The organism is Mesorhizobium sp. P2_E6, from assembly GCF_056403835.1.
Genome location: NZ_JBFUEQ010000006.1, coordinates 241631 through 259651 on the forward strand (window position 1 = coordinate 241631; position 18021 = coordinate 259651).

At 60.3% G+C, this 18021-nt stretch carries 15 protein-coding genes; 2 read left to right on the plus strand and 13 right to left on the minus strand.

Annotated features, from left to right (window positions below):
- Window positions 1–212 precede the first annotated feature (212 nt).
- Entirely contained in the window at window positions 213–2060 is a 1848-nt protein-coding gene (locus AC1D08_RS17145; protein WP_477228335.1) for a mechanosensitive ion channel domain-containing protein, read from the plus strand.
- Here AC1D08_RS17145 and AC1D08_RS17150 read toward each other — a convergent pair.
- Window positions 2000–3154, minus strand: coding sequence for a helix-turn-helix domain-containing protein (locus AC1D08_RS17150; RefSeq protein WP_477423615.1), 1155 nt, complete (start codon window positions 3152–3154; stop codon window positions 2000–2002). The genes AC1D08_RS17145 and AC1D08_RS17150 overlap by 61 nt on opposite strands.
- 335 nt (window positions 3155–3489) lie before the next feature.
- Here AC1D08_RS17150 and AC1D08_RS17155 point away from each other — a divergent pair, with 335 nt between their 5' ends.
- Window positions 3490–5226, plus strand: coding sequence for a tetratricopeptide repeat protein (locus AC1D08_RS17155; protein WP_477423617.1), 1737 nt, complete (start codon window positions 3490–3492; stop codon window positions 5224–5226).
- A 187-nt stretch (window positions 5227–5413) separates the two neighbouring features.
- Here AC1D08_RS17155 and AC1D08_RS17160 read toward each other — a convergent pair whose 3' ends face one another.
- From AC1D08_RS17160 to AC1D08_RS17215, 12 genes are all read right to left on the minus strand, one after another.
- On the minus strand, window positions 5414–5791 hold the full coding sequence (locus AC1D08_RS17160) for a DUF1622 domain-containing protein (RefSeq protein WP_095089161.1): 378 nt from the start codon (window positions 5789–5791) through the stop codon (window positions 5414–5416).
- On the minus strand, window positions 5788–6711 hold the full coding sequence (locus AC1D08_RS17165) for a formylglycine-generating enzyme family protein (protein WP_457154497.1): 924 nt from the start codon (window positions 6709–6711) through the stop codon (window positions 5788–5790). Before AC1D08_RS17165 ends, AC1D08_RS17160 begins: the two co-directional genes overlap by 4 nt.
- 87 nt (window positions 6712–6798) lie before the next feature.
- Window positions 6799–6990 carry a hypothetical protein gene (locus tag AC1D08_RS17170; protein ID WP_457154496.1) on the minus strand — a complete coding sequence of 64 codons (192 nt, stop codon included), beginning with the start codon at window positions 6988–6990 and terminating at the stop codon, window positions 6799–6801.
- A gap of 40 nt (window positions 6991–7030) precedes the next feature.
- On the minus strand, window positions 7031–7903 hold the full coding sequence (locus AC1D08_RS17175; protein WP_457154495.1) for a bile acid:sodium symporter family protein: 873 nt from the start codon (window positions 7901–7903) through the stop codon (window positions 7031–7033).
- 9 nt (window positions 7904–7912) lie between these two features.
- Window positions 7913–10231, minus strand: a complete 2319-nt coding sequence (locus AC1D08_RS17180; protein WP_477423619.1) for an arylsulfatase — start codon at window positions 10229–10231, stop codon at window positions 7913–7915.
- Window positions 10232–10264: 33 nt separating this feature from the next.
- On the minus strand, window positions 10265–11665 hold the full coding sequence (locus AC1D08_RS17185; protein ID WP_477423621.1) for a DUF1254 domain-containing protein: 1401 nt from the start codon (window positions 11663–11665) through the stop codon (window positions 10265–10267).
- A 120-nt stretch (window positions 11666–11785) separates the two neighbouring features.
- A complete protein-coding gene (locus tag AC1D08_RS17190) occupies window positions 11786–12823 on the minus strand; it encodes a DUF1254 domain-containing protein (RefSeq protein WP_457154905.1) in 1038 nt (345 codons plus the stop codon).
- Between the two features lie 10 nt (window positions 12824–12833).
- On the minus strand, window positions 12834–14258 hold the full coding sequence (locus AC1D08_RS17195; RefSeq protein ID WP_477228341.1) for a DUF1254 domain-containing protein: 1425 nt from the start codon (window positions 14256–14258) through the stop codon (window positions 12834–12836).
- Between the two features lie 75 nt (window positions 14259–14333).
- The gene (locus tag AC1D08_RS17200; RefSeq protein WP_457153600.1) at window positions 14334–15878 is read right to left on the minus strand and encodes an arylsulfatase; all 1545 of its coding nucleotides are present in this window, start codon (window positions 15876–15878) and stop codon (window positions 14334–14336) included.
- Window positions 15879–15939: 61 nt separating this feature from the next.
- Window positions 15940–16170, minus strand: coding sequence for a hypothetical protein (locus AC1D08_RS17205; RefSeq protein ID WP_457153601.1), 231 nt, complete (start codon window positions 16168–16170; stop codon window positions 15940–15942).
- Window positions 16171–16176: 6 nt separating this feature from the next.
- The gene (locus AC1D08_RS17210) at window positions 16177–16656 is read right to left on the minus strand and encodes a YidH family protein (RefSeq protein ID WP_457153602.1); all 480 of its coding nucleotides are present in this window, start codon (window positions 16654–16656) and stop codon (window positions 16177–16179) included.
- A 139-nt stretch (window positions 16657–16795) separates the two neighbouring features.
- Window positions 16796–18007: an alpha/beta hydrolase gene (locus AC1D08_RS17215; RefSeq protein ID WP_457153605.1), complete on the minus strand. Its 1212-nt coding sequence runs from the start codon at window positions 18005–18007 to the stop codon at window positions 16796–16798.
- Between the last annotated feature and the right edge of the window lie 14 nt (window positions 18008–18021).

An 18021-nucleotide genomic window follows, 5' to 3' on the forward strand; every position in this document is an offset into this window, starting at 1 on the left:
TAAACGCCTGATAGACATCTCCAATCAGGCCTATCTCATAGGCGCGGTCGTTGCGCTCTGGGGCGACAAGTTCAGTGCGCTCGGACCCCGCGCGCGGGCAACAGGTCCGGACAGAAAAGAAGCTTGAATTGTGCGACGGTCGGGTGCTGGATAGCGAGACAGCGGCCTTGACTGCCGGAACTGGCTTCCGAGGCGCTGAAGAGGGGGAAATCGTGGACAAGACAGCGGATACGGACGTTACTTCGTTGATCTCGGGCTTCGAACAGCTCGCCGATCGTTTCGTCTCCGGACTGTTCGCGCGGGTTTCCGCTTTGGGCAACGTCCCCGTCGAGCTTGAAAACCTGAGGGCCTCGCTTGCAGCCGGGGGAACATCTCTTCTTGGGCTCCTGTTCGAGATTGTGTTGGTCGTTGCGCTCGTCGCCGGCGTGTACATCCTGCTTGCCCGGCGGTTCGCGAAGGCGAGTGCGACAAGCAGTGCATCGCGCAGATTCTTCGCGGGCGTGGCGGCTATTGTAGTGGCGCTGGTGATCGGCTTCATTGCTGCGCGGCTGCTGGCCGGTTCTGGCGTGCCTTTGCAAACCCTTCACCTTTGGACGGTGGTGACCGTGCTCGGCTTCGTCATTCTCGCCGCCGTCAGATCACTGTTGATGGCATCGCGGCGATCCGAGTTCGCGCAGGAGCGCTCCGCCCATCTGGCAGCGCTCGTGCGCGACCTCTCGCTTGCCATTGGCTTGGCGATCATCGGCACAACGCTGATCGCGACGTTGCGGCTTTGGACCGTCGGGCCGGCCTTGGGGGATCTGCTGCGAACAGGCTTCGCAATTCCGATCTACGTTCTGTTTGCATGGGCCGTATGGCGGCACAGACGCACAATGGCAGTCGCCGTCGCCGGTCCGCGCCCCAGAAGCCGCTGGCGCACCCGTCTCGCCAAAGTGTGGCCGGCAATCGTGATCGCGTTCCTGATAATCACCTTTCTCACCACTCAGGCCGCGCTGACCATGGGAGCATCACTTCGTGGGTCGGCCGTTTTGCTGACCGGGTTGATATTTCTCGCCGCACCACATCTCGACGCAATGATCGGGAACTGGGCGCAACGCGGATTGGAGTCTCCTGACATCTCGATCTTGGCAGCGGCAGGGCGACAGACCGCCCGCTTCACCGTTGTGGCTATCATGATTGCCATGCTGGGAACGCTGTGGGCGACACCGCTGGCTGCCGGGTTCGGCATAGATCTGCGAGAGGTCGTCAAGGGCGCATCCGGTGTGGCGCTGATCATGTTGGTGGCGGCGTTTCTGTGGAACGTGGTCGGCGCAGTGTCGGTTCGCGCCTTGCGCGCGGAGTTGCCCGCCGCAGGTGATGACGAGGAGGCGCTGGGTGCGCCGCGTTCACGGTTGGGCACGCTGGTGCCGCTGATCAGCGCGGTCGGCAAATCGAGCATTGTGGCCTTGGCGCTGCTCTCGATCCTGGTGTCGATCGGGGTCAATGTCTGGCCGCTGATCGCCGGCTTGAGCGTGTTCGGGCTGGCCATCGGCTTCGGCTCGCAGACGCTGGTGAAGGACCTGGTCTCCGGGCTGTTTTTCCTGATCGACGATGCATTCCGCTTCGGCGAATATATCGAAACGTCGGGCGCCAAGGGGACCGTGGAAAAAATCTCGGTCCGGTCGGTTTCCCTGCGCCATCAGCGCGGTGCCTTGGCGACAATCCCCTATGGCGAGATTGGCAAGATTCAGAATTTCAGCCGCGACTGGATGATCGAGAAACTGACCTTTCGCGTTGCATTCGACACCGATGTCGAAAAAGTCCGCAAGATTTTCAAGAAGATCGGCCAGGATATGTCAGCCAACCCGGAACTTGCCGCAGATATGCTCGAGCCGTTCAAGAGCCAGGGAATTGGCGAAGTCGAGGACGGCACGCTGGTCATCCGGGCCAAATTCAAGGCGAAAGCGGGCAGACACTTCATGATCCGCCGCGCCGCTTTGATCGCCGTGCACCAGGCATTTCAGGAAAACGGCATTAAGGCCGTCCCAAAGCCACTGACATCTAATCCCGGAGCAGCCTGATCTTGGACAAGCGGAAAGGCCGTACCGCGCTGTGAGCGTGACTGGCGACCAAGCGGGCTCGTCGCTTTGAAGCGTGTCTCTGAAGGGACCTCGCCAAAAATCCTTTTATAGAACGCCGCAAACCTCCCGAGATCGGTGAACCCTTGATCAAGGGCAGCTTGCGTAACGCCGACACAGGTCGGGTTCGCGCTGCTTAGCACGCGATGAACGTCCGATAAGCGCCTCAGGCGCAGGTAGGCGACCGGACCTATCCCCAGGGTATGCTGAAAGGCACGGTGGAGAGTGCGCCGTGATACCATGAGAGATGAGCACAATTCCGAGATATGCACCGGACGATCGATTTCGATGCTGTCGACAAAATCCTCGACATCGCGGACCAATTTCGCGCCAGAGCAATGCCGTTCGTCGCTCTCGTTCGACACCTCATCGACAATGCCTGTGATGAAGGCTTCGACAAGAGATCGCTGGAAATAGCGTATCCCTGCTTCATCGTCAGGGACTAAACCCTCACGCAATTGCGAAACCATTTCCCCAATCGCACGGCGAGCAGATGCCCGCAGGGACGGTGACCGGTGGAACCTCGAGATCTTGGTCCAGAACTGCGGGTCCTGCAGAACCGGCTCACCTGCCGCGAAGGCAGCAAGTGCGTCTTCGCTGAGTGTGATTGTCGCGTAGCGGGAGTGACCGGTAAAACGCCCCTCTTGCTCGACCGATTTGGGAAACACGATGACGTCGCCAGGAACGACGTCGTAGTCCCATTGCGTGACCGCACCGCTGCTCTCCAGCATCATGCCGATTGTCACCAAGTGCTGATTCATCACGCCACGTGCGCGGATATCCGGTCCAAAATCGCCAGTGCTTAGAGACAGCGCACCGATCTGCGCATGCATCAAATGGCCGTCAAATATGCCCGGCGCCAATTGGACGATCTTCAAATCCGCACCACGCACCGCCTCTCGAAGATCTTCCGCGGTCTGAAGCTTGACGGTGTGGACGTTGAGCGCAACGGAATTCATCCGACCAGCCGAACTGGCAGGCAAAGACTGACCGCTGCAATCGCCAAGCTGCCTCTCCTCAGAAGCGTCATTGACCATGGGATGATCCGCGAGACCCTCCCCCCGCGCTATAAGTATAGCAGCTCGCGGCGCAAGCGTACCGTGAAAAATTACCGATGGTTAAGTTTAGAATCGAATGTACTTGCCAACGATCCTGCCAAACGAAGGGTGGCTTCTTGCTTCTCAAAATAACGGGAAAATCACAATATGCCGAAACTTGACGTTTTTCAGCGAAAAGAGGCAGCCAAGTCGCCTGTTCGCCGTCTACCCGATCACCGCTGGCACAAACTGCATAGCGTCAACAACAGCAGCGGTTTAGCCTGAGACGCTGGAATGCAGCACGCGAGCTGTCAAAAAGATCCGAGGAGCGTGCAGTGGAAGCCAACCACGAAGGTGATATCGATTCGGGTCGATATTTAGCAGTCTCTTATACGCAGGCTCACGAAGAGCTCGAAGCGATCCTTTCAGACCCTCAGTTTCAATGTTCCGAGCGCAACAGAAAATTCTTGCGCTTTGTTTCCGAAGAGCTTTTCGCCGGACGCGAGAGCGCGCTCAAGGCATACTCCATAGCCGTTGACGTCTTCGGCCGTCCGCCGTCCTTCGACGCTTCGACCGATCCGATCGTCCGAATCGAAGCAACCCGGCTTCGAGCGGCTCTCGCCCGCTACTATGAACTATACGGGTCGGACCGAGAGATCAGCATCGAACTCCCGAAAGGCAGGTATGTGCCACTGTTTACCCGGCACATCCGGGAGGACTCTGAGGAGAGCGGTCACCTTGGTCGCGTGCAATCTCGTCCCCGGATTGTCGCGACCAGATCAGATCAACGTCGAATGATGAGGCGAAAAGCCATCGTCGCCCTGAGAAGGACGGGCCTCGCTGGAGTTGCCTTGTCCTGCGTGGCGCTGTTTTTTGGCTACAATCTGCTCAGTGGTCTGAACACCATGACCATTTCGGAAAGGCCGTCGGTCGCCGTCGATCTGCAATTGGACGGTGTCAACGATCACGAAGCAATCGCCCTGCGTGACTTGCTGATGAGCGCGCTTTCAGACTTCAGTACGCTAAGGCTTTCAGCGCCCGACGCCTACACGTCAAGTACCGCCGAAGGCACCCCCGCTGCCTTGCCTCTTAGCCGTTATCGACTGATCCTGAAGTACAGTTCGGATTCGGTCCAGAAGTCGGTCTGGTGGCAGGTCGTCGACCAGCAGACAGGGGAAGCGATTCAATCCGAGAAAGAGCGCGTTCACGTCGATACCGCCTCGTCGGCCGACCCGGCCGAATTGCTGGTTTCCCGGCTGGCTGCACGCATCGCCTCGTTGGATGGCGCGATCAACACCGTCGAGGCTAACCGGGACCTGGAACATCCTACGCTGGGCAATGGTTGCGTTCTGCGGGCCAACCGCGCGTTGGGGATGCAGACGCCGCAAGTCTTGGAGCAAGCGAGGCAATGCCTCGAGCGGACGTTGCGGCAGCGCCCGTACGATGCCGATGCGCATGCGATGCTGGTCCCGATACTCCTGTCGATCGATCAGCCAGATGCGTCGACCGACCTGACTGCGGCCGCTCACGAACATGCCGATAGTGCAGTAGCGCTGGCCCCGGAATCCTCCCGCAGCTTCACCGCCAAGATGATGGCGGAGTTTCGGGCAGGCCACGTCGAAGCAGCGGTGTCCGCGGGGCGCAGGGCAATTACGCTCAACCCTTACAACACCAAGGTAGCAGCTACATTCGCCCGGATTCTCTACGCCACCGGCGAGCGAGACGAGGGGATAAGGCTTGCAAACGAGGCCCTGAAGGTCGACGGGTTGCCGCTACCGGACGCTGAGTGGACGCTGGCGTTCGACGCCTATCGCCAGGGACAACTGGGTGACGTGTTGCTCCGCCTGAAGCGCGAGGCCAACGGATGCTATCTCACCGACCTGTTGTTGACGGCAACGTTGGGACGCTTGGGGCGAGAGGGAGATGCATCCGCAATCATCTCCGACATACGCAGAGAGCGCCCCGATTTCGAGCAGAATTTCCATTCCGATATGTCTCGCCGTCACCTTGATCCGCAGTTGACCACGGAGCTTGCACAAGGCCTCCAACTCGCCGGCCTTCGCCTCCAGTAGGGCTTATGGCCGTCTAAAGCGCGCTGCGTTGAAACGGATTCCGGCGACGCGCCTTGCATGTCGTTGCCCCAAACCGGGCCGCTTTTGGGCGACATGCATTAGAGCAATTCCAGGACAAGTGTGAAACGGTTTCCGTCCGGAATTGCGTCAAAACAAAGAGATAGAGCGGTTCGGCGTTTGAACCGCTCTAGGTCATTGCCATCTTTCTGGCTTCACTCTCCTGCTGGAGTTCGCGAGCCTCCCGTTGATCTCGCTCCAGGAAGAAATTGAGGAATGTCCGGATCACGGCAATCGCCGCCAGGCGGCCTACGTCGTCCCAACTCGGCGCGACGGAGGTCTCGATGATATCGGCCGCAAGTTGGAATGTAAGGCCGGCGATCAGCCATCTGGCATGACGCATCCACACCGCGCGAATGGCGTAGTGCCCGTCCGGATGGCTGAGCATCACCCTGACACCGTTTACGAAGGCCTCGAGCGTCCCTGCCAGGATCAGGACCAGGGCCAGAAGATCGATGATCGGGGCGCTGAGTTCAGCCAGCTGGTTCAGCCATTGTGCAACGATCATGGGTTGCCGTCCCTGGTGATGCGGACAATGCAGCGGAAACCAAGATGGGAAATCGACGTGTCGACGGGCTGTGCCATGCGTGCCGCGGGACGATAGCGCCGGCAATAGTTTGGCGCGCAGAGATGCGAACCGCCCTTGGTCACCTTGCGCGGGATTTTCACGTCCGGTTGGCGCGGGTCGTAGCTTGCCTCGCGCGGGGCGCCGCGCGGGTTTTCCGCCGTGCAGCACGGGCTGTCGATCCTGCCGTGCTCCTGATACCAGTCCGTCGTCCACTGCCAGACGTTGCCGGCCATGTCGAAAAGACCGTAGCCATTGGGCGGGAACGAGCCCACCGGCGCCGTGTATTCGTAACCATCGTCCAGCGAGTTGCGATAAGGAAACTCGCCCTGCCAGGTATTGGCCATGTGCTGTCCACCGGGCGTGAGTTCATCGCCCCACACGTAGTCGGCGCCTTCGAGGCCGCCGCGCGCCGCAAACTCCCATTCGGCTTCGGTCGGCAACTCCTTGCCTGCCCAACGCGCATAAGCCTCGACATCCTCATGGGCGACATGCACCACCGGGTGATCGGCCAGCTTCTTGATCGAGCTGGCGGGGCCTCTCGGATGGCGCCAGTTGGCGCCGTGCACATAGACCCACCAGTTGTAGTGGTTGCGCATGTCGACCGGTCCGGCCGGCTTCTTGAACATGGTCGAGGACGGCGAAAGCATGTCCGGCAATGCGCCTGGGTAATTGTCCGGGTTGGCCGGCTTTTCGGCCAGCGTGACGTAGCCCGTCGCGGCGACGAATTTTTCGAAATCGCCATTGGTCACGGTAAATCGGTCCATCCAGAAACCGTCGACTTTCACGCGATGGGCCGGCGCCTCCTCGGGATAGAATTTGTCGGAGCCCATCAGAAACGAGCCGCCTGGTATCCAGATCATGCCGTCGGTCGGTGAATTGACAGACTGCGGGATCGCCTCCCGTTTTTCGACCAGCAGGTCATCAGCTCTTGCGATTTCGTCCATCCGTCAACCTCCTTGCGCCGTCGTCACGGACAGGCCGCGGCTGTCGATTGTGCCGGCGGCAGGGCTGCCGGATTTGGGCTTCTCCTGAATGAACTCGCCTCGTTCGTCCGCTCCCGTCACCGCGGCGACCAGAAGATGCCTCCAGGCGTCGATCCCGGACAATTGCCGGCGGCGACGAAGAAGCATCGCAATCATTCAATCATCCGGCTTTTCCGGCAAATTCTCAACAGTTCCGTCACAATGCGGTCTTTGACTGCGTTGCTGCGCGGACGCGCTTGCGCCAGTTCACGTAGGGAATGCATAGGATCGCGCTACCGATCAGATGCCAGAGTACCACGGCCATGGCGGCCTTCTCGTCGGGAAAGGTTGCGTGGGCGATCGCGATGGCCACGCCAGGATGACGCGTTGCGGTGGCGAGGGCCAGCACGGTTCTGTTGTCGGCCTCCGGACCCCCAAGACCGTGACCGACCAGGACGCCAACCACGACAAAGAAAGCCAGCGCGGCAAGTGATCCATTGCCGATCATCGCCGCCATGGCCGGCCAGATCCTGATGAGCACCGGAATGAAGGCCGCGACCAGCAGGATCGTTGCAAATAGAGACAGCGGGCGCGCGAGGCGGGATGCGAGGGCGGGAGCGAACTGGCGGACGAGCAGCCCGATGATGAGCGGCAGGACAATGCCTGTCGCCACGATCGATACGATCTGGCTGGCCGGCACGGCGATCCCGAACCCGAATGTGCGGCCGATGAGGGCGATACCCAACGGCACGATGACGACGGAAAGCGCCGCCATGGTAACGAGCAGGCTGGCCGTGTAGGAAACCGAGCCGCCGGCCTTGGTTTGTTTGCCGGGAAGGACCGGTGGCACCGGCGACAAAGCGAGCGCCACCAGGGCGAGCTTGACTGCCGGGTTGAGGGCAAACAACGCATCCATCGCGATCGCCAGCAAAACCATGATGACGTTCATGGAAAGCAGGGATCTGGCAAAAAGCCCCGGCTGCCGCAACAAGTATGCCGCATCCCGCCAGCTTGCCTGGAGCCCAAGCGCGAACACCATCAGCCCCATCGAGAGGTTGATGGCCATGGGAATGAGCTGCGCGATCGTCATCGTGCTCCCTCAGTCCCGGGCCATCGCGGCGGCGAACTTCCGCTCCAGATCGAGATACACGTCATCGGCGACGTCGAAGACGACCTTGACCACCCGCCCGTTTGCGAACGGGAACTGCGGCTTGTATTCGCTGCTGACGGCATCGCCGCCATCGTAGCCGACGCAAAGCCCCTCGCCGCAGAGGATGTAACGGCCCGTCTGGGTGCGGAAGGCCGCGTGCGCGACCGGTTCCTCATCGACGTAGAGCGTCATCTGGCCCAGGGTCTCCAGCTGTTTGGTGATCCGTTCCTTGACGAACTCGACGCCGACAATGTGCTTGCCCAGCTTGGGCGCTTCGACAACCAGCCGCTGCTCGGGCGGGATGCCGAGGAAGTTGTAGACGTAGAACAGCTTGCCACCCTTGACGAATAGCGAATAGCCGCCGAAGCGCGAGCCTTGCGCCACGATCACGCCCTGACTGTTGCCGGTGAACTCGACCTCGGCCAGTATCTTGAACGACACGGCAAGCGTAGGAGCCGCCGCTGCCTCGGGCACCTCGGTCGTGCCCGGATAATAGACGTATCGGTTCCGTTTTGGCGCGTGGTATTCGGCGGCGTGCATGGCCGCCACGCCGAGATCTATGAGCGGCAGCACGTTGTTCTTGTTGGCCTCCGATAGCCAGAGGTCGGTCAGTTCCTTCAGCTTTTCGGGATGCTGGGCAGCCAGGTCGCGGGCCTCCGAGCGATCTGCGTCGGTGTGGAAGAGTTGCCAGACGTCCTTGTCGAAATGGCCCTGGTCCGAAGGAAGCGGCGCGTGGACGGCGGCGGCCTTCCAGCCTTTCGACCAGATGCCGCGAGTGCCGCACATCTCATAGTACTGGGTCTCCTTGGTGGTCGGCGCCTTGGCGTCATCGAAGGTGTAGGCCATCGAAACGCCGGCCAAAGGCGACTGTTTTACGCCGTCGATCGCGTCGGGCATCTTCACGCCGCAGGCTTCCAGGATCGTCGGTACGATGTCGGTGCAATGATGGTACTGGTGGCGCATTTCGCCTTTGGCCTTGATCCCCTTTGGCCAATGGATGACCAGCGGATCGCAGGTGCCGCCGGCGTACGAGGCATAGCGCTTGAACATCTTGTATGGCGTCGAGAAAGCTGTCGCCCAGCCGGTAGGATAGTGGTTGTAGGTGTCGGGCGATCCCAGCTTGTCGATCATGGCAAGGTTGCGGTTCACATCATCCGGGAAGCCGTTGAAGAACAGGTTTTCGTTGACGGAGCCGCTGGGGCTGCCTTCACCCGAGGCGCCGTTATCGGCGCAGTAGAAAATCAGCGTGTTGTCGAGCTGTCCCGATTCCTCGAGGTAGTCGACCAGCCGGCCGATCTGGACGTCGGTGTATTCCGAAAAGGCGGCATAGACTTCGGCCATGCGGCTGAACAGGCGCTTCTCGTCGGCATTGAGAGTGTTCCAGGGCCGCACCATGTCGCCCTCGGCGGCGATCTCCGGTGGCATCGGATTGATGGGCGTCAGCTCCGTGTCGGCCGGCAGGATACCGCGCTCGATCATCCGCTTCAGAACCCACTTGCGGTAGGCCTCGTAGCCGTCGTCGAACCTGCCCTTGTACTTGTCGATGAAGTCTTGCGGCGCGTGATGTGGCGCATGGTTCGCGCCGGGGCAGTACCACATGTACCAGGGCTTCCCTGGGTCGGCCTGGCGGGAGTCACGGATGAATCCGATAGCCTTGTCGGCGATATCCTTCGAAAAATGGTATCCGTCTTCTGGCTGGCTGGGCTGGTCGACGAAGTGGTTGTCCTCGATCAGTTCGGGATACCATTGGTTCGTCTCGCCGCCGATGAAGCCGTAGAAGCGGTCATAGCCGAGGCCGAGCGGCCACTTCTTCTTCGAGGCGCTCATCCCGAAGGCGTCGACCGGCACGTTGTGGTTCTTGCCGATCCAGAAGGTGCTCCAGCCCGCGTCGCGCAGGATGCTGGCGATCGTGCCGTTTTCCAGCGGGATATGCCCGTTGTAGCCGGGGAAACCCGTGGCAGCTTCCGAGATGGTGCCAAAGCCGTTGGCATGGTGGTTGTGGCCAGTCAGGAAGCAAGAGCGTGTCGGCGAACAGACGGCAGTCGTGTGCCACTGCGTGTAGGTGAGCCCGTTCTTCGCCAGCCGGTCGAGCGTCGGCATCTCGATGCGTCCGCCATAGGGCGACCAGGCTGCCTGGCCGGTGTCGTCGTAGAGGATGACGAGGACGTTGGGGGCATCCTTGGGTGCCCGATTGTCGAGGAAGGCGTCCCAATCCGCCTTGGAATCGCGAACGTCGAGCGCGATCTTGCCCTTGAATGAACGTGTCATTGCTCTCCTCCTCTTGGTGTCCTGTTGTCGCCTCTACTGCCGTTCCACTGGTGGCGGCGTCCAGGAGCCATCGATGACCGCGGTTTTTGGCCAATAGGCGCGCAGGAAGAGCGAGAAGTCGGCACCTTTCGGCGCAGGAAGCCAATTGGCCCGCTGCACAGGGTCCGAGGGCGCATCGGATTGAACGATGATCGCCAAGGACCCGTCGGCGGCAAGCCTGAGATCCGCGTTCTTCGTGCCGACCGAGTATCGCTTGATAACGTTCGGCGCAAAGAAATGGTGTTCGTTGTAGAGCGTCAGCGACCAAAAGCCCCTCACGGGCGGCGTTTGGTCCTTCGGAAAAGTTACAGTATACTTTTTGCTTCCGTTCAGACGTCGGCCGTCCGCATCGAGGTCTTGATAATAATACTTCGTCTCGTTCGGTGCATTGACGAAGATGTTGGATTTCGCGACGGCAGTCCGCGTAAAATAGTCCGTGCCGAATGCTGCGTTGTTGGATGTCGTCGACCAATTGAACGGGAGTTGGACCCCCCAGTTGCGGAATTCGAACAGGGGAGCGACAAGCTCGGTATCGGCCCTGGCCGCCTCATCGTCCATCGCCTTTCGCAGACCCGCGTCGACCTTTGCCGCCTGCAGCACCGCCAGGACCTGGGCGTAGCGAGCCTCTTCGCCGGGAAGCGGAGGAGCATCGGCGAGCGCACCGGGCAATGCGTCGAAGAACGTTGCCGGCGGTACCCATGGCGTTTCCTTATCGCCACCCTCGGCATCGACATGCGGAATGCCTTTCCAGTCGACAGTTTTCATGGTGCCGTCGAATTCGCTGAGCGGGTAGATGTTTATCTGGTTGATGACCGGCTGAATCGCTGCCCGGTCCTCAATGGTGTCGTCCATGAACACACGAGGGATCACGTAGCCGGTCGTCGTGGTGCATCGAAACACCTTCGCGATGCCCTTGGGTACCTCACCCTGCCAGCCCGGGCCGACGAACAAGTAGAAGCCGGGCTGGCTCGCATACATCTTGCCCAGGCTTGCGAAGCTGTCGGTTCGTGAATTGACGATCTGGTAGACCCAGAAGCGATTGCCGAAATCTGGCACCTGTATCACCGCCGGTGAAAGATCCAGCGCCAGCGGCCCGCCGCCATAGACGACATCCTGGTTCGGGCAGGCTACCAACCGCTCGTCGGGCGCTATGTAGTCCGTAATCATCGATAGCCGGTTGAGTGGCGCGGCCGGAGCGCCGCCTGAGATCAGCGGCTGCGGGATCTCTGCATTTATCGCGCGGCGGTTCATGACATTGACCAGGGGCCAAGCCCAGAGAAAGGCGTCCCGCGCGACGGTTCGCGCGTACTGCTCGGTGATTTTCACCCGCGCGTCAGGGCCGGAGGGCATCGCCGCCGCCCAGTTCGGCGAGGGCGGCAAGGGTTGCGGGTTCAACCCGGCAGCATCCGCTTCAGACGATCTGACCGGGGCTTTCGCGAGTGGAGCAGTTTGACGCGTCATCCTTCCCTCCTGGTTCAGCCGGTATTTGTGACGGCGCCGAAGATCGCAGGATTGTTATTTGGCCGCCTTCGGCTCCGGGAATGTCCACTTCCCGTCCAAAATCTCGGCTCGCGGGCGGTAGAGCCGCACGGTGTAATTCCAGCCCTTCATGATCGGCAGGCAATTGGCGATCTTGCCGTCACAACTGCCGAACTGGACAGAGATTGTGCCGTCGTCGCCCTTCTTGGCCGTGAGGTTGTTCAGCGAGTAGGCGTTGTACTGGTTCTTCTCGTAATAGCCTTCGGCATTGTAGAGGCTCACCGACCAGAAGCCGTCGACGGGCACATCCTTGACGTCAAGTTTGTAGACGGTTGTGCCGTCATTGTTGGCCGGGGTGATGTTGAGATAGGTGGCATCCTTGTCCGGATTGCCACCCCATGCTGCCGCACTGCCAACGAGGTGGCGGACAGGGTCGACGTCTCCCTTCTTGCCGAATGCACCCTTGAAGTCTGGCATCGTGGTGGCAAGAACCAGCAGTGCATCGCGCACCTTCTTCTGGCTCGCCTGATCCCACGCCGGGCTTTCGAAGCTGCCGGCATTGGCCTGCTCGGCCTTTATCGCATCCTGCAGGGCATGCACTTTCGTCACGTCGTCGGGATTGGCTGGATCGACCAACGTGCGGATACCGGCAAGCACATAGCGCGTGCCGACCGTCTCCTTGTCGAGCTTATAGCTACCGCCCCCATAGACGACTTGCGGCACATAGTGATCCTCGTTGACGATCATCAGCGACATGAACCGGTCTCCGGCGTCGGGCAATGTGATCGTCACGGGACCGGCGTCGAGGTCGAAAACGGCGGACGAATAAAGCGTATCGCGATTCGCGCGAACAACGGCCTGATGCTCGATCTGCATCGGCTCGCGGCGATGCAGGAACTTGCCTATCCCACCTGCGTCCTTGATCGCACTGCCGAAATAGAGATCGGTTTCGGCGCGAACGAAATTGTCGACGGTGACCGGTACGGCATCCGCTGCTCGGGCTTGCAAGCCCGCTAAGGAACCAAGCGCGGCGAACGAGAGTGCCGTGGCAATTGTGAAAGCCCGTATTTTCATGTGAGTGTCCTCACTTTGTCTTCTCGATATCCGGCAGCATCCATGTCTTGTCGAACAGCGGTTTTTCCGGACCGTAGAGGCGGAAGAGGACTTCGAATTTTCCTTTGGGGCTGGTGGGCACCCAATTCGATTCCTTGCCCTTCGGAGCCTTCGGGCCGAAGAACACGTCCACCGAGCCATCGGCGTTTTTCTGGATGTCCGTGTTCTGCGACGAACGGCTCGACCACTTCTGGTCACGGATCAGCGCGTGAGTCGCCCGGTCGTAGGCGGTCGCCGACCAGTACTGGCTCACCGGCGCCTTCGCCGGCACGGTAAGGCGATAGGTTCTGGCGCCATCGAACTGCTTGCCGCCCGCGTCCCTGAACGTCATCAGGTAAAACTGGCCGGCGCCCAAATGCTTGGCGCTGAAGAATCCCATCGAGTAGGCCACTCCGCGCCCCTCCGTAGGATAGTCGCCCGGCTTGGCAAATTGTGTCGACATGCCTTCGATGACGGCGGGCGTGGCAGGCACCGCCCAGTGGGCGCTGTCGTAGTAGGTGGCCCCGAACAACTGCTCGTAGCGCATGTCGAGATAGGCGTGGGCTTCCTGTGCCGCTGCCCTCAGGGCCGTTTGGGTCCCGGCGTCGGGCGCGAACGGCTTGCCTTTTTCGATGCCAATCGACTTGAGCATGTCGATCATCGCCTTGTCTCGCTCCAGCCACGGCTCGTATTGCACCATGCGGTCGAGCGACTTGTAGAAGTCGATGTCATAGGGGATCGTGGCATCGAAGACGACGTCGATCGCATCGACGAATGTGGTCGGCGGTGGATTGCCAGCCTCCGAGAGCGGGTAAAGCTTGACCCGCTTCCCGTATTCGACCGCCTTTGCGACATCGGCTGCGCTGCCGCTTTTTAGGATGGAGCGAAGCAGCGCATAGCTCTGGTAGGTGTTCGATGGCAGCGCGATGTAGCCGTCGGGCGCCTTGTCCTTGTAGCCCGGCGGCAGGATCAGGTATTTGCCGCCCTTGCCCTTGTCGACGCCGGCCGGTCCGACATCTTCGAGAGCCGCCTGCCAGGCATCGTCGATGCTGCCGGTTATCGAGCCGCCGTCTGCAGGCGGGATTTCGAGGACGACCGGGCCAACGTCCTTGGTATCGATGAAGGGCATCAGGTAGATGGAATCCGGGTTCGGTGTGAGCGTCTGGTTCTTCCAATCCGGCAGGCGGGACCAATAGACGATCTGGTTGACCTTGCCTTTGGCCTTGTTGAGCGTTTCCTGCAGCATCAGGTCGTAATTGACGGCCGGAATGCCCCAGATGACCGCCTCGACGGCACGGCGTTCGATCGTGCGCGCGGCGAGTTGCTCCGAAGTCCACACCTTCGCGGCGCTGGGATCGGTCACGGACATTGAAAGACCGAAAGCGAAAGCGCCTGCGAGCAGATGTCTGAAGGTCATGGCGTTCTCCGTCTGTGATTCCGCGGTTCGGCAGACGCCGGCGGCAGGCGTGCGCCTGCCGCCGGAGCACATGCTTTAGTGCCCGCTGTTGAAGCTCTCCGCCATCTTCGCGAGCGCCTGGTCAAGCGTGAAGCTCGCCGCTTTCTGGCGTGGAGGGTAGTCCTTGAACGATGCAAGGAACGGCTGGACGACCGCTTGCGCCGCCATAATCATGTAGCCCTTGGACATGTACCAATCGAAGTAAGTGTTCGAGGTAACGTCCGCCCGCTCATACGGATCTGTCCTCAGGTTGAAAAGTTTGGGACAGCGCAGGACGACCAGCGGATCCATCCACAGGCGCAACGTGCCTTCGGTCCGCTGTTCCATGAACACGACCTTCCAGTTCTTGAAGCGCACTGCCACGAGGCTGCCGTCGTCGTCGAAATAGACGAGGCCATGGCGCGGGCTCTCCACGCCTTTCTTCGTCAGGAAATCGAAAAGGTTGTAACCATCGATATGGACTTTGAACGTCTTGTCGCCGGCCTTGTGGCCCTTGAGCAGCTTGTTCGGGATGTCGGCATCGCCGGCGATCGCGCAGAAGGTCGGCAGCCAGTCGTGGTGCTGGACAATGTCGTTGGTCACCTCGCCTGCCGGAACCTTGCCGGGCCAGCGAACGATGAGCGGCACGCGGAAGGCGCCTTCCCAATTGGTGTCCTTCTCCGAGCGGAACATCGTCATGCCGGCATCCGGCCATGAGTTCATATGTGGGCCGTTGTCGGTCGAGTACATGACGAAGGTGTCGTCGGCGATGCCGAGCTCGTCGAGATAGTCGAGCATTTCTCCGACGTTCTTGTCGTGGTCGATCATCGTGTCGTGATAGGGCGACTGGTCTGGCCCTGCCTGCCCCAGGCTCTCGGGCTTGGTGTGGGTGCGAAGATGCATGTGGGTGAAGTTGAGCCACATGAAAAACGGCTTGCCGGCATCATTCTGGCGTTTGATGAAGTCCTTCGCCTTGGCCGCGATTTCGTCGTCGACGGTCTCCATGCGTTTGCGCGTCAGTGGACCGGTATCAGTGATTTTCTGCTTGCCGATGCGGCCCCAGCGCGGTTGCTCGGTGGGGTCGTCCTTGTCCGTCGCCCAGCAATGCAGCAAGCCGCGCGGGCCGAATTTTTCCTTGAACCGCGGGTCCTTCGGATAGTTCGGATCTTCCGGATCTTCCTCGGCGTTGAGGTGGTAGAGATTGCCGAAGAATTCGTCGAAGCCATGCGCTGTCGGCAGATATTTGTTCATGTCGCCCAGATGGTTCTTGCCGAACTGCCCCGTTGCATAGCCGAGCGGCTTGAGAACTTCCGCAATAGTCGGATCTTCGGCCTGCAGGCCGACATCGGCGCCCGGCAGGCCGACTTTTGAAAGACCTGTGCGATAGACGCTCTGCCCGGTGATGAAGGACGAGCGACCGGCGGTGCAGGACTGTTCGCCATAGGCGTCGGTGAACATCAAGCCTTCCTTGGCGAGGCGGTCGATGTTGGGCGTCTTGTAGCCCATCAATCCGTGCGTGTAGCAACTCAGATTGGCCGTGCCGATATCGTCGCCCCATATGACGAGGATGTTCGGCTTGCCGGTCTTTGGTGATTTCGCCATCCTGTTTCTCCTTGGTTACCGCTGTCTCAGTGGCATGATCGCGAATGGCTGAAGCGCCTTTTCACGGGATCACGTGCAGCCATTTCAAAATCCGCGTGACGATGCCCTGCTCTTCCTTCTGGATTGATCGGAGTGTTTTCAAAGTGTCGGCAATGTCGTGGAGAGCCTTACGGTTCTCGGCGCTGTTTTCATCTGCGAGTTCGGCGATTGCGCTGTCCTGCGCCTTGTGCAGTTCACGAAGCGCGGTTCGCAGCGCGATGATGCGGGGAGTTTCCATCTCAAGGTTGTCCATCCTTTCTCATGCAGCTGAGGCGTCCGTGAACGGACCGACGTTGAAAACCATGCTGCTGATGGCGACGAGACCGATCAGCAACAGGATCACTGCCGTTATCAGCGTGAATGAGACCGGGTATCCGCTTTGGGCATGGATCAGACCGGCATCGTGCATCGCATCGCGTTCGCGGCGCAGTCCGGCCATGAAAAGCACGTGATAGATGATGCCGACGACCAGCATCAGGATGCCGAGCAGCACCAGCGTCACCCCGAAATTGCGCGGTGCGGCGGCGTGAGCGAGCGTGCCTGCGTCCCGCAGCTTCTGGAACACCTGGAAGATGGTGAAGCCAAAGCTGATCAGGGATAGCGCGGTGCGGATCACCGACATCAGCGTGCGGTCGGCGCTCATGCGGGTGCGCTGGAACGACATGCCGGTTCGGCGCGACGACAGCTCGACGGAGATGCTATCGGAGCCGGATTTTCCGGTTACGGGTGCAACGCTCATTGCGGGGTCCTGCGAACGGGGCAGTGTCGAAGTCGACCAGCACTCTCGGGTCGCGGCGCAGGATTTCGAAGTACGTTACGGTAACGATACGTGCGGGAAGGGCCGAACTGCTGGACTCCTGATTGTCAGAACCCCGAGTTCATTCCGCCGTCGGATCGGCCTTCAGGATCGTTCCGAGCTGATCGGGTGCCGGGGTTTTCCCCTTTCCCTCCATCATCGCAATGGGAGCGGTGACCGTCGTTGCCGCGACCTTGCCGACCGTCCCCACTGTGCCCGCAATCATCATGCCCAGTCCGTCGCCAAGGCTTGTACGCGAGTCGGTCAGGATCTGGCCGGAGGCCAATTGAGATCCCAGCAACGCCACGATTTCAGGACTCTCGGCAAACTTGCTGTGATTCAAGCGATCGTCCGTCTTTACATTGGTCAGGTCGATGACCGTTATTCCCGCCGCTTGCAGCTTCGACTTGTATGGCTCTTTTGACGGATCAATCTGGCCCACCCGGTCGACATCGCCTGAAATCAGACGCGAGATTGCAAGCGCCCGGTCGTCGCGCGAGATCATGATGGTGAATTTCGGCTTCTTGGGCCCGAGTTCTGTCCACTGGCGCCCGAAGACATCCACATCAAGGTCGGGAGATGCAAGAATTACATTCCTGATTTTGGGAGAAACCTGACCGTCCTGCAGGGCCATTTGCCTCAGCCCCTCCATGGCGAGCCAGGTTCCCATCGAATGGGCCATAACGGTAATGTCGGTGACGCCGCGATCATTGGCCAAAGCCTTCAATGTTCGTTCGAAGGCGGTGCGGGAAAAGTTGGTGCTTTCCTTGTCGTAATTGTAGTCGAGGACGCTGGCGCGCGATGGCCAGGTGAAAAGGATGGGCGTGACCTTCGCGCCCGAGTCATGGACAAATTGCGCGAAGCGAAAAACAGAATCCTCATAGCGGTTGTTGAAGCCATGGACGAAGACGAGCACATGGCCGCTCGGATTGTGAGAGTGCAGCCAGTCGCCGGCCTGCGGGATTGAAAGGTTCTTCGCGGCAACGACAGCAAACTCCTTTTGGGGATTCGGCGGCAGCTTTTTCGGCCACTCGACCGTGCCGGATGCACGGTCCGGCGGAATTGAAATGGTCAGGTCGGTCAAGGAAAGAGTCGGGCTGCGCTCGCCCGTGAACAGCGTTGCAGGATCGCCCGACGGTTTGCGGCTGGTCGCCACCAACATCGTTACGTCAGATGCCGACGCTGACCGCATATTAACGGCTACCGGTGCCAAAACGCCTTCCGGTCCCCCTCCGCACGCCGTCAGCGTGAGCAGGTACAAAGCCGCGACAATCTTGCCAACCCGCTTGCGCATCAGCACTTGGTTTG

Coding starts and splice junctions, on each gene's coding strand:
- AC1D08_RS17215 (WP_457153605.1), bottom strand. CDS start 18,007: ATGCGCAAGCGGGTTGGCAAGATTGTCGCGGCTTTGTACCTGCTCACG.
- AC1D08_RS17205 (WP_457153601.1), bottom strand. CDS start 16,170: ATGGACAACCTTGAGATGGAAACTCCCCGCATCATCGCGCTGCGAACC.
- AC1D08_RS17165 (WP_457154497.1), bottom strand. CDS start 6,711: ATGATCTGGATACCAGGCGGCTCGTTTCTGATGGGCTCCGACAAATTC.
- AC1D08_RS17190 (WP_457154905.1), bottom strand. CDS start 12,823: ATGAAAATACGGGCTTTCACAATTGCCACGGCACTCTCGTTCGCCGCG.
- AC1D08_RS17200 (WP_457153600.1), bottom strand. CDS start 15,878: ATGGCGAAATCACCAAAGACCGGCAAGCCGAACATCCTCGTCATATGG.
- AC1D08_RS17170 (WP_457154496.1), bottom strand. CDS start 6,990: ATGATTGCGATGCTTCTTCGTCGCCGCCGGCAATTGTCCGGGATCGAC.
- AC1D08_RS17150 (WP_477423615.1), bottom strand. CDS start 3,154: ATGGTCAATGACGCTTCTGAGGAGAGGCAGCTTGGCGATTGCAGCGGT.
- AC1D08_RS17175 (WP_457154495.1), bottom strand. CDS start 7,903: ATGACGATCGCGCAGCTCATTCCCATGGCCATCAACCTCTCGATGGGG.
- AC1D08_RS17160 (WP_095089161.1), bottom strand. CDS start 5,791: ATGATCGTTGCACAATGGCTGAACCAGCTGGCTGAACTCAGCGCCCCG.
- AC1D08_RS17180 (WP_477423619.1), bottom strand. CDS start 10,231: ATGACACGTTCATTCAAGGGCAAGATCGCGCTCGACGTTCGCGATTCC.
- AC1D08_RS17210 (WP_457153602.1), bottom strand. CDS start 16,656: ATGAGCGTTGCACCCGTAACCGGAAAATCCGGCTCCGATAGCATCTCC.
- AC1D08_RS17195 (WP_477228341.1), bottom strand. CDS start 14,258: ATGACCTTCAGACATCTGCTCGCAGGCGCTTTCGCTTTCGGTCTTTCA.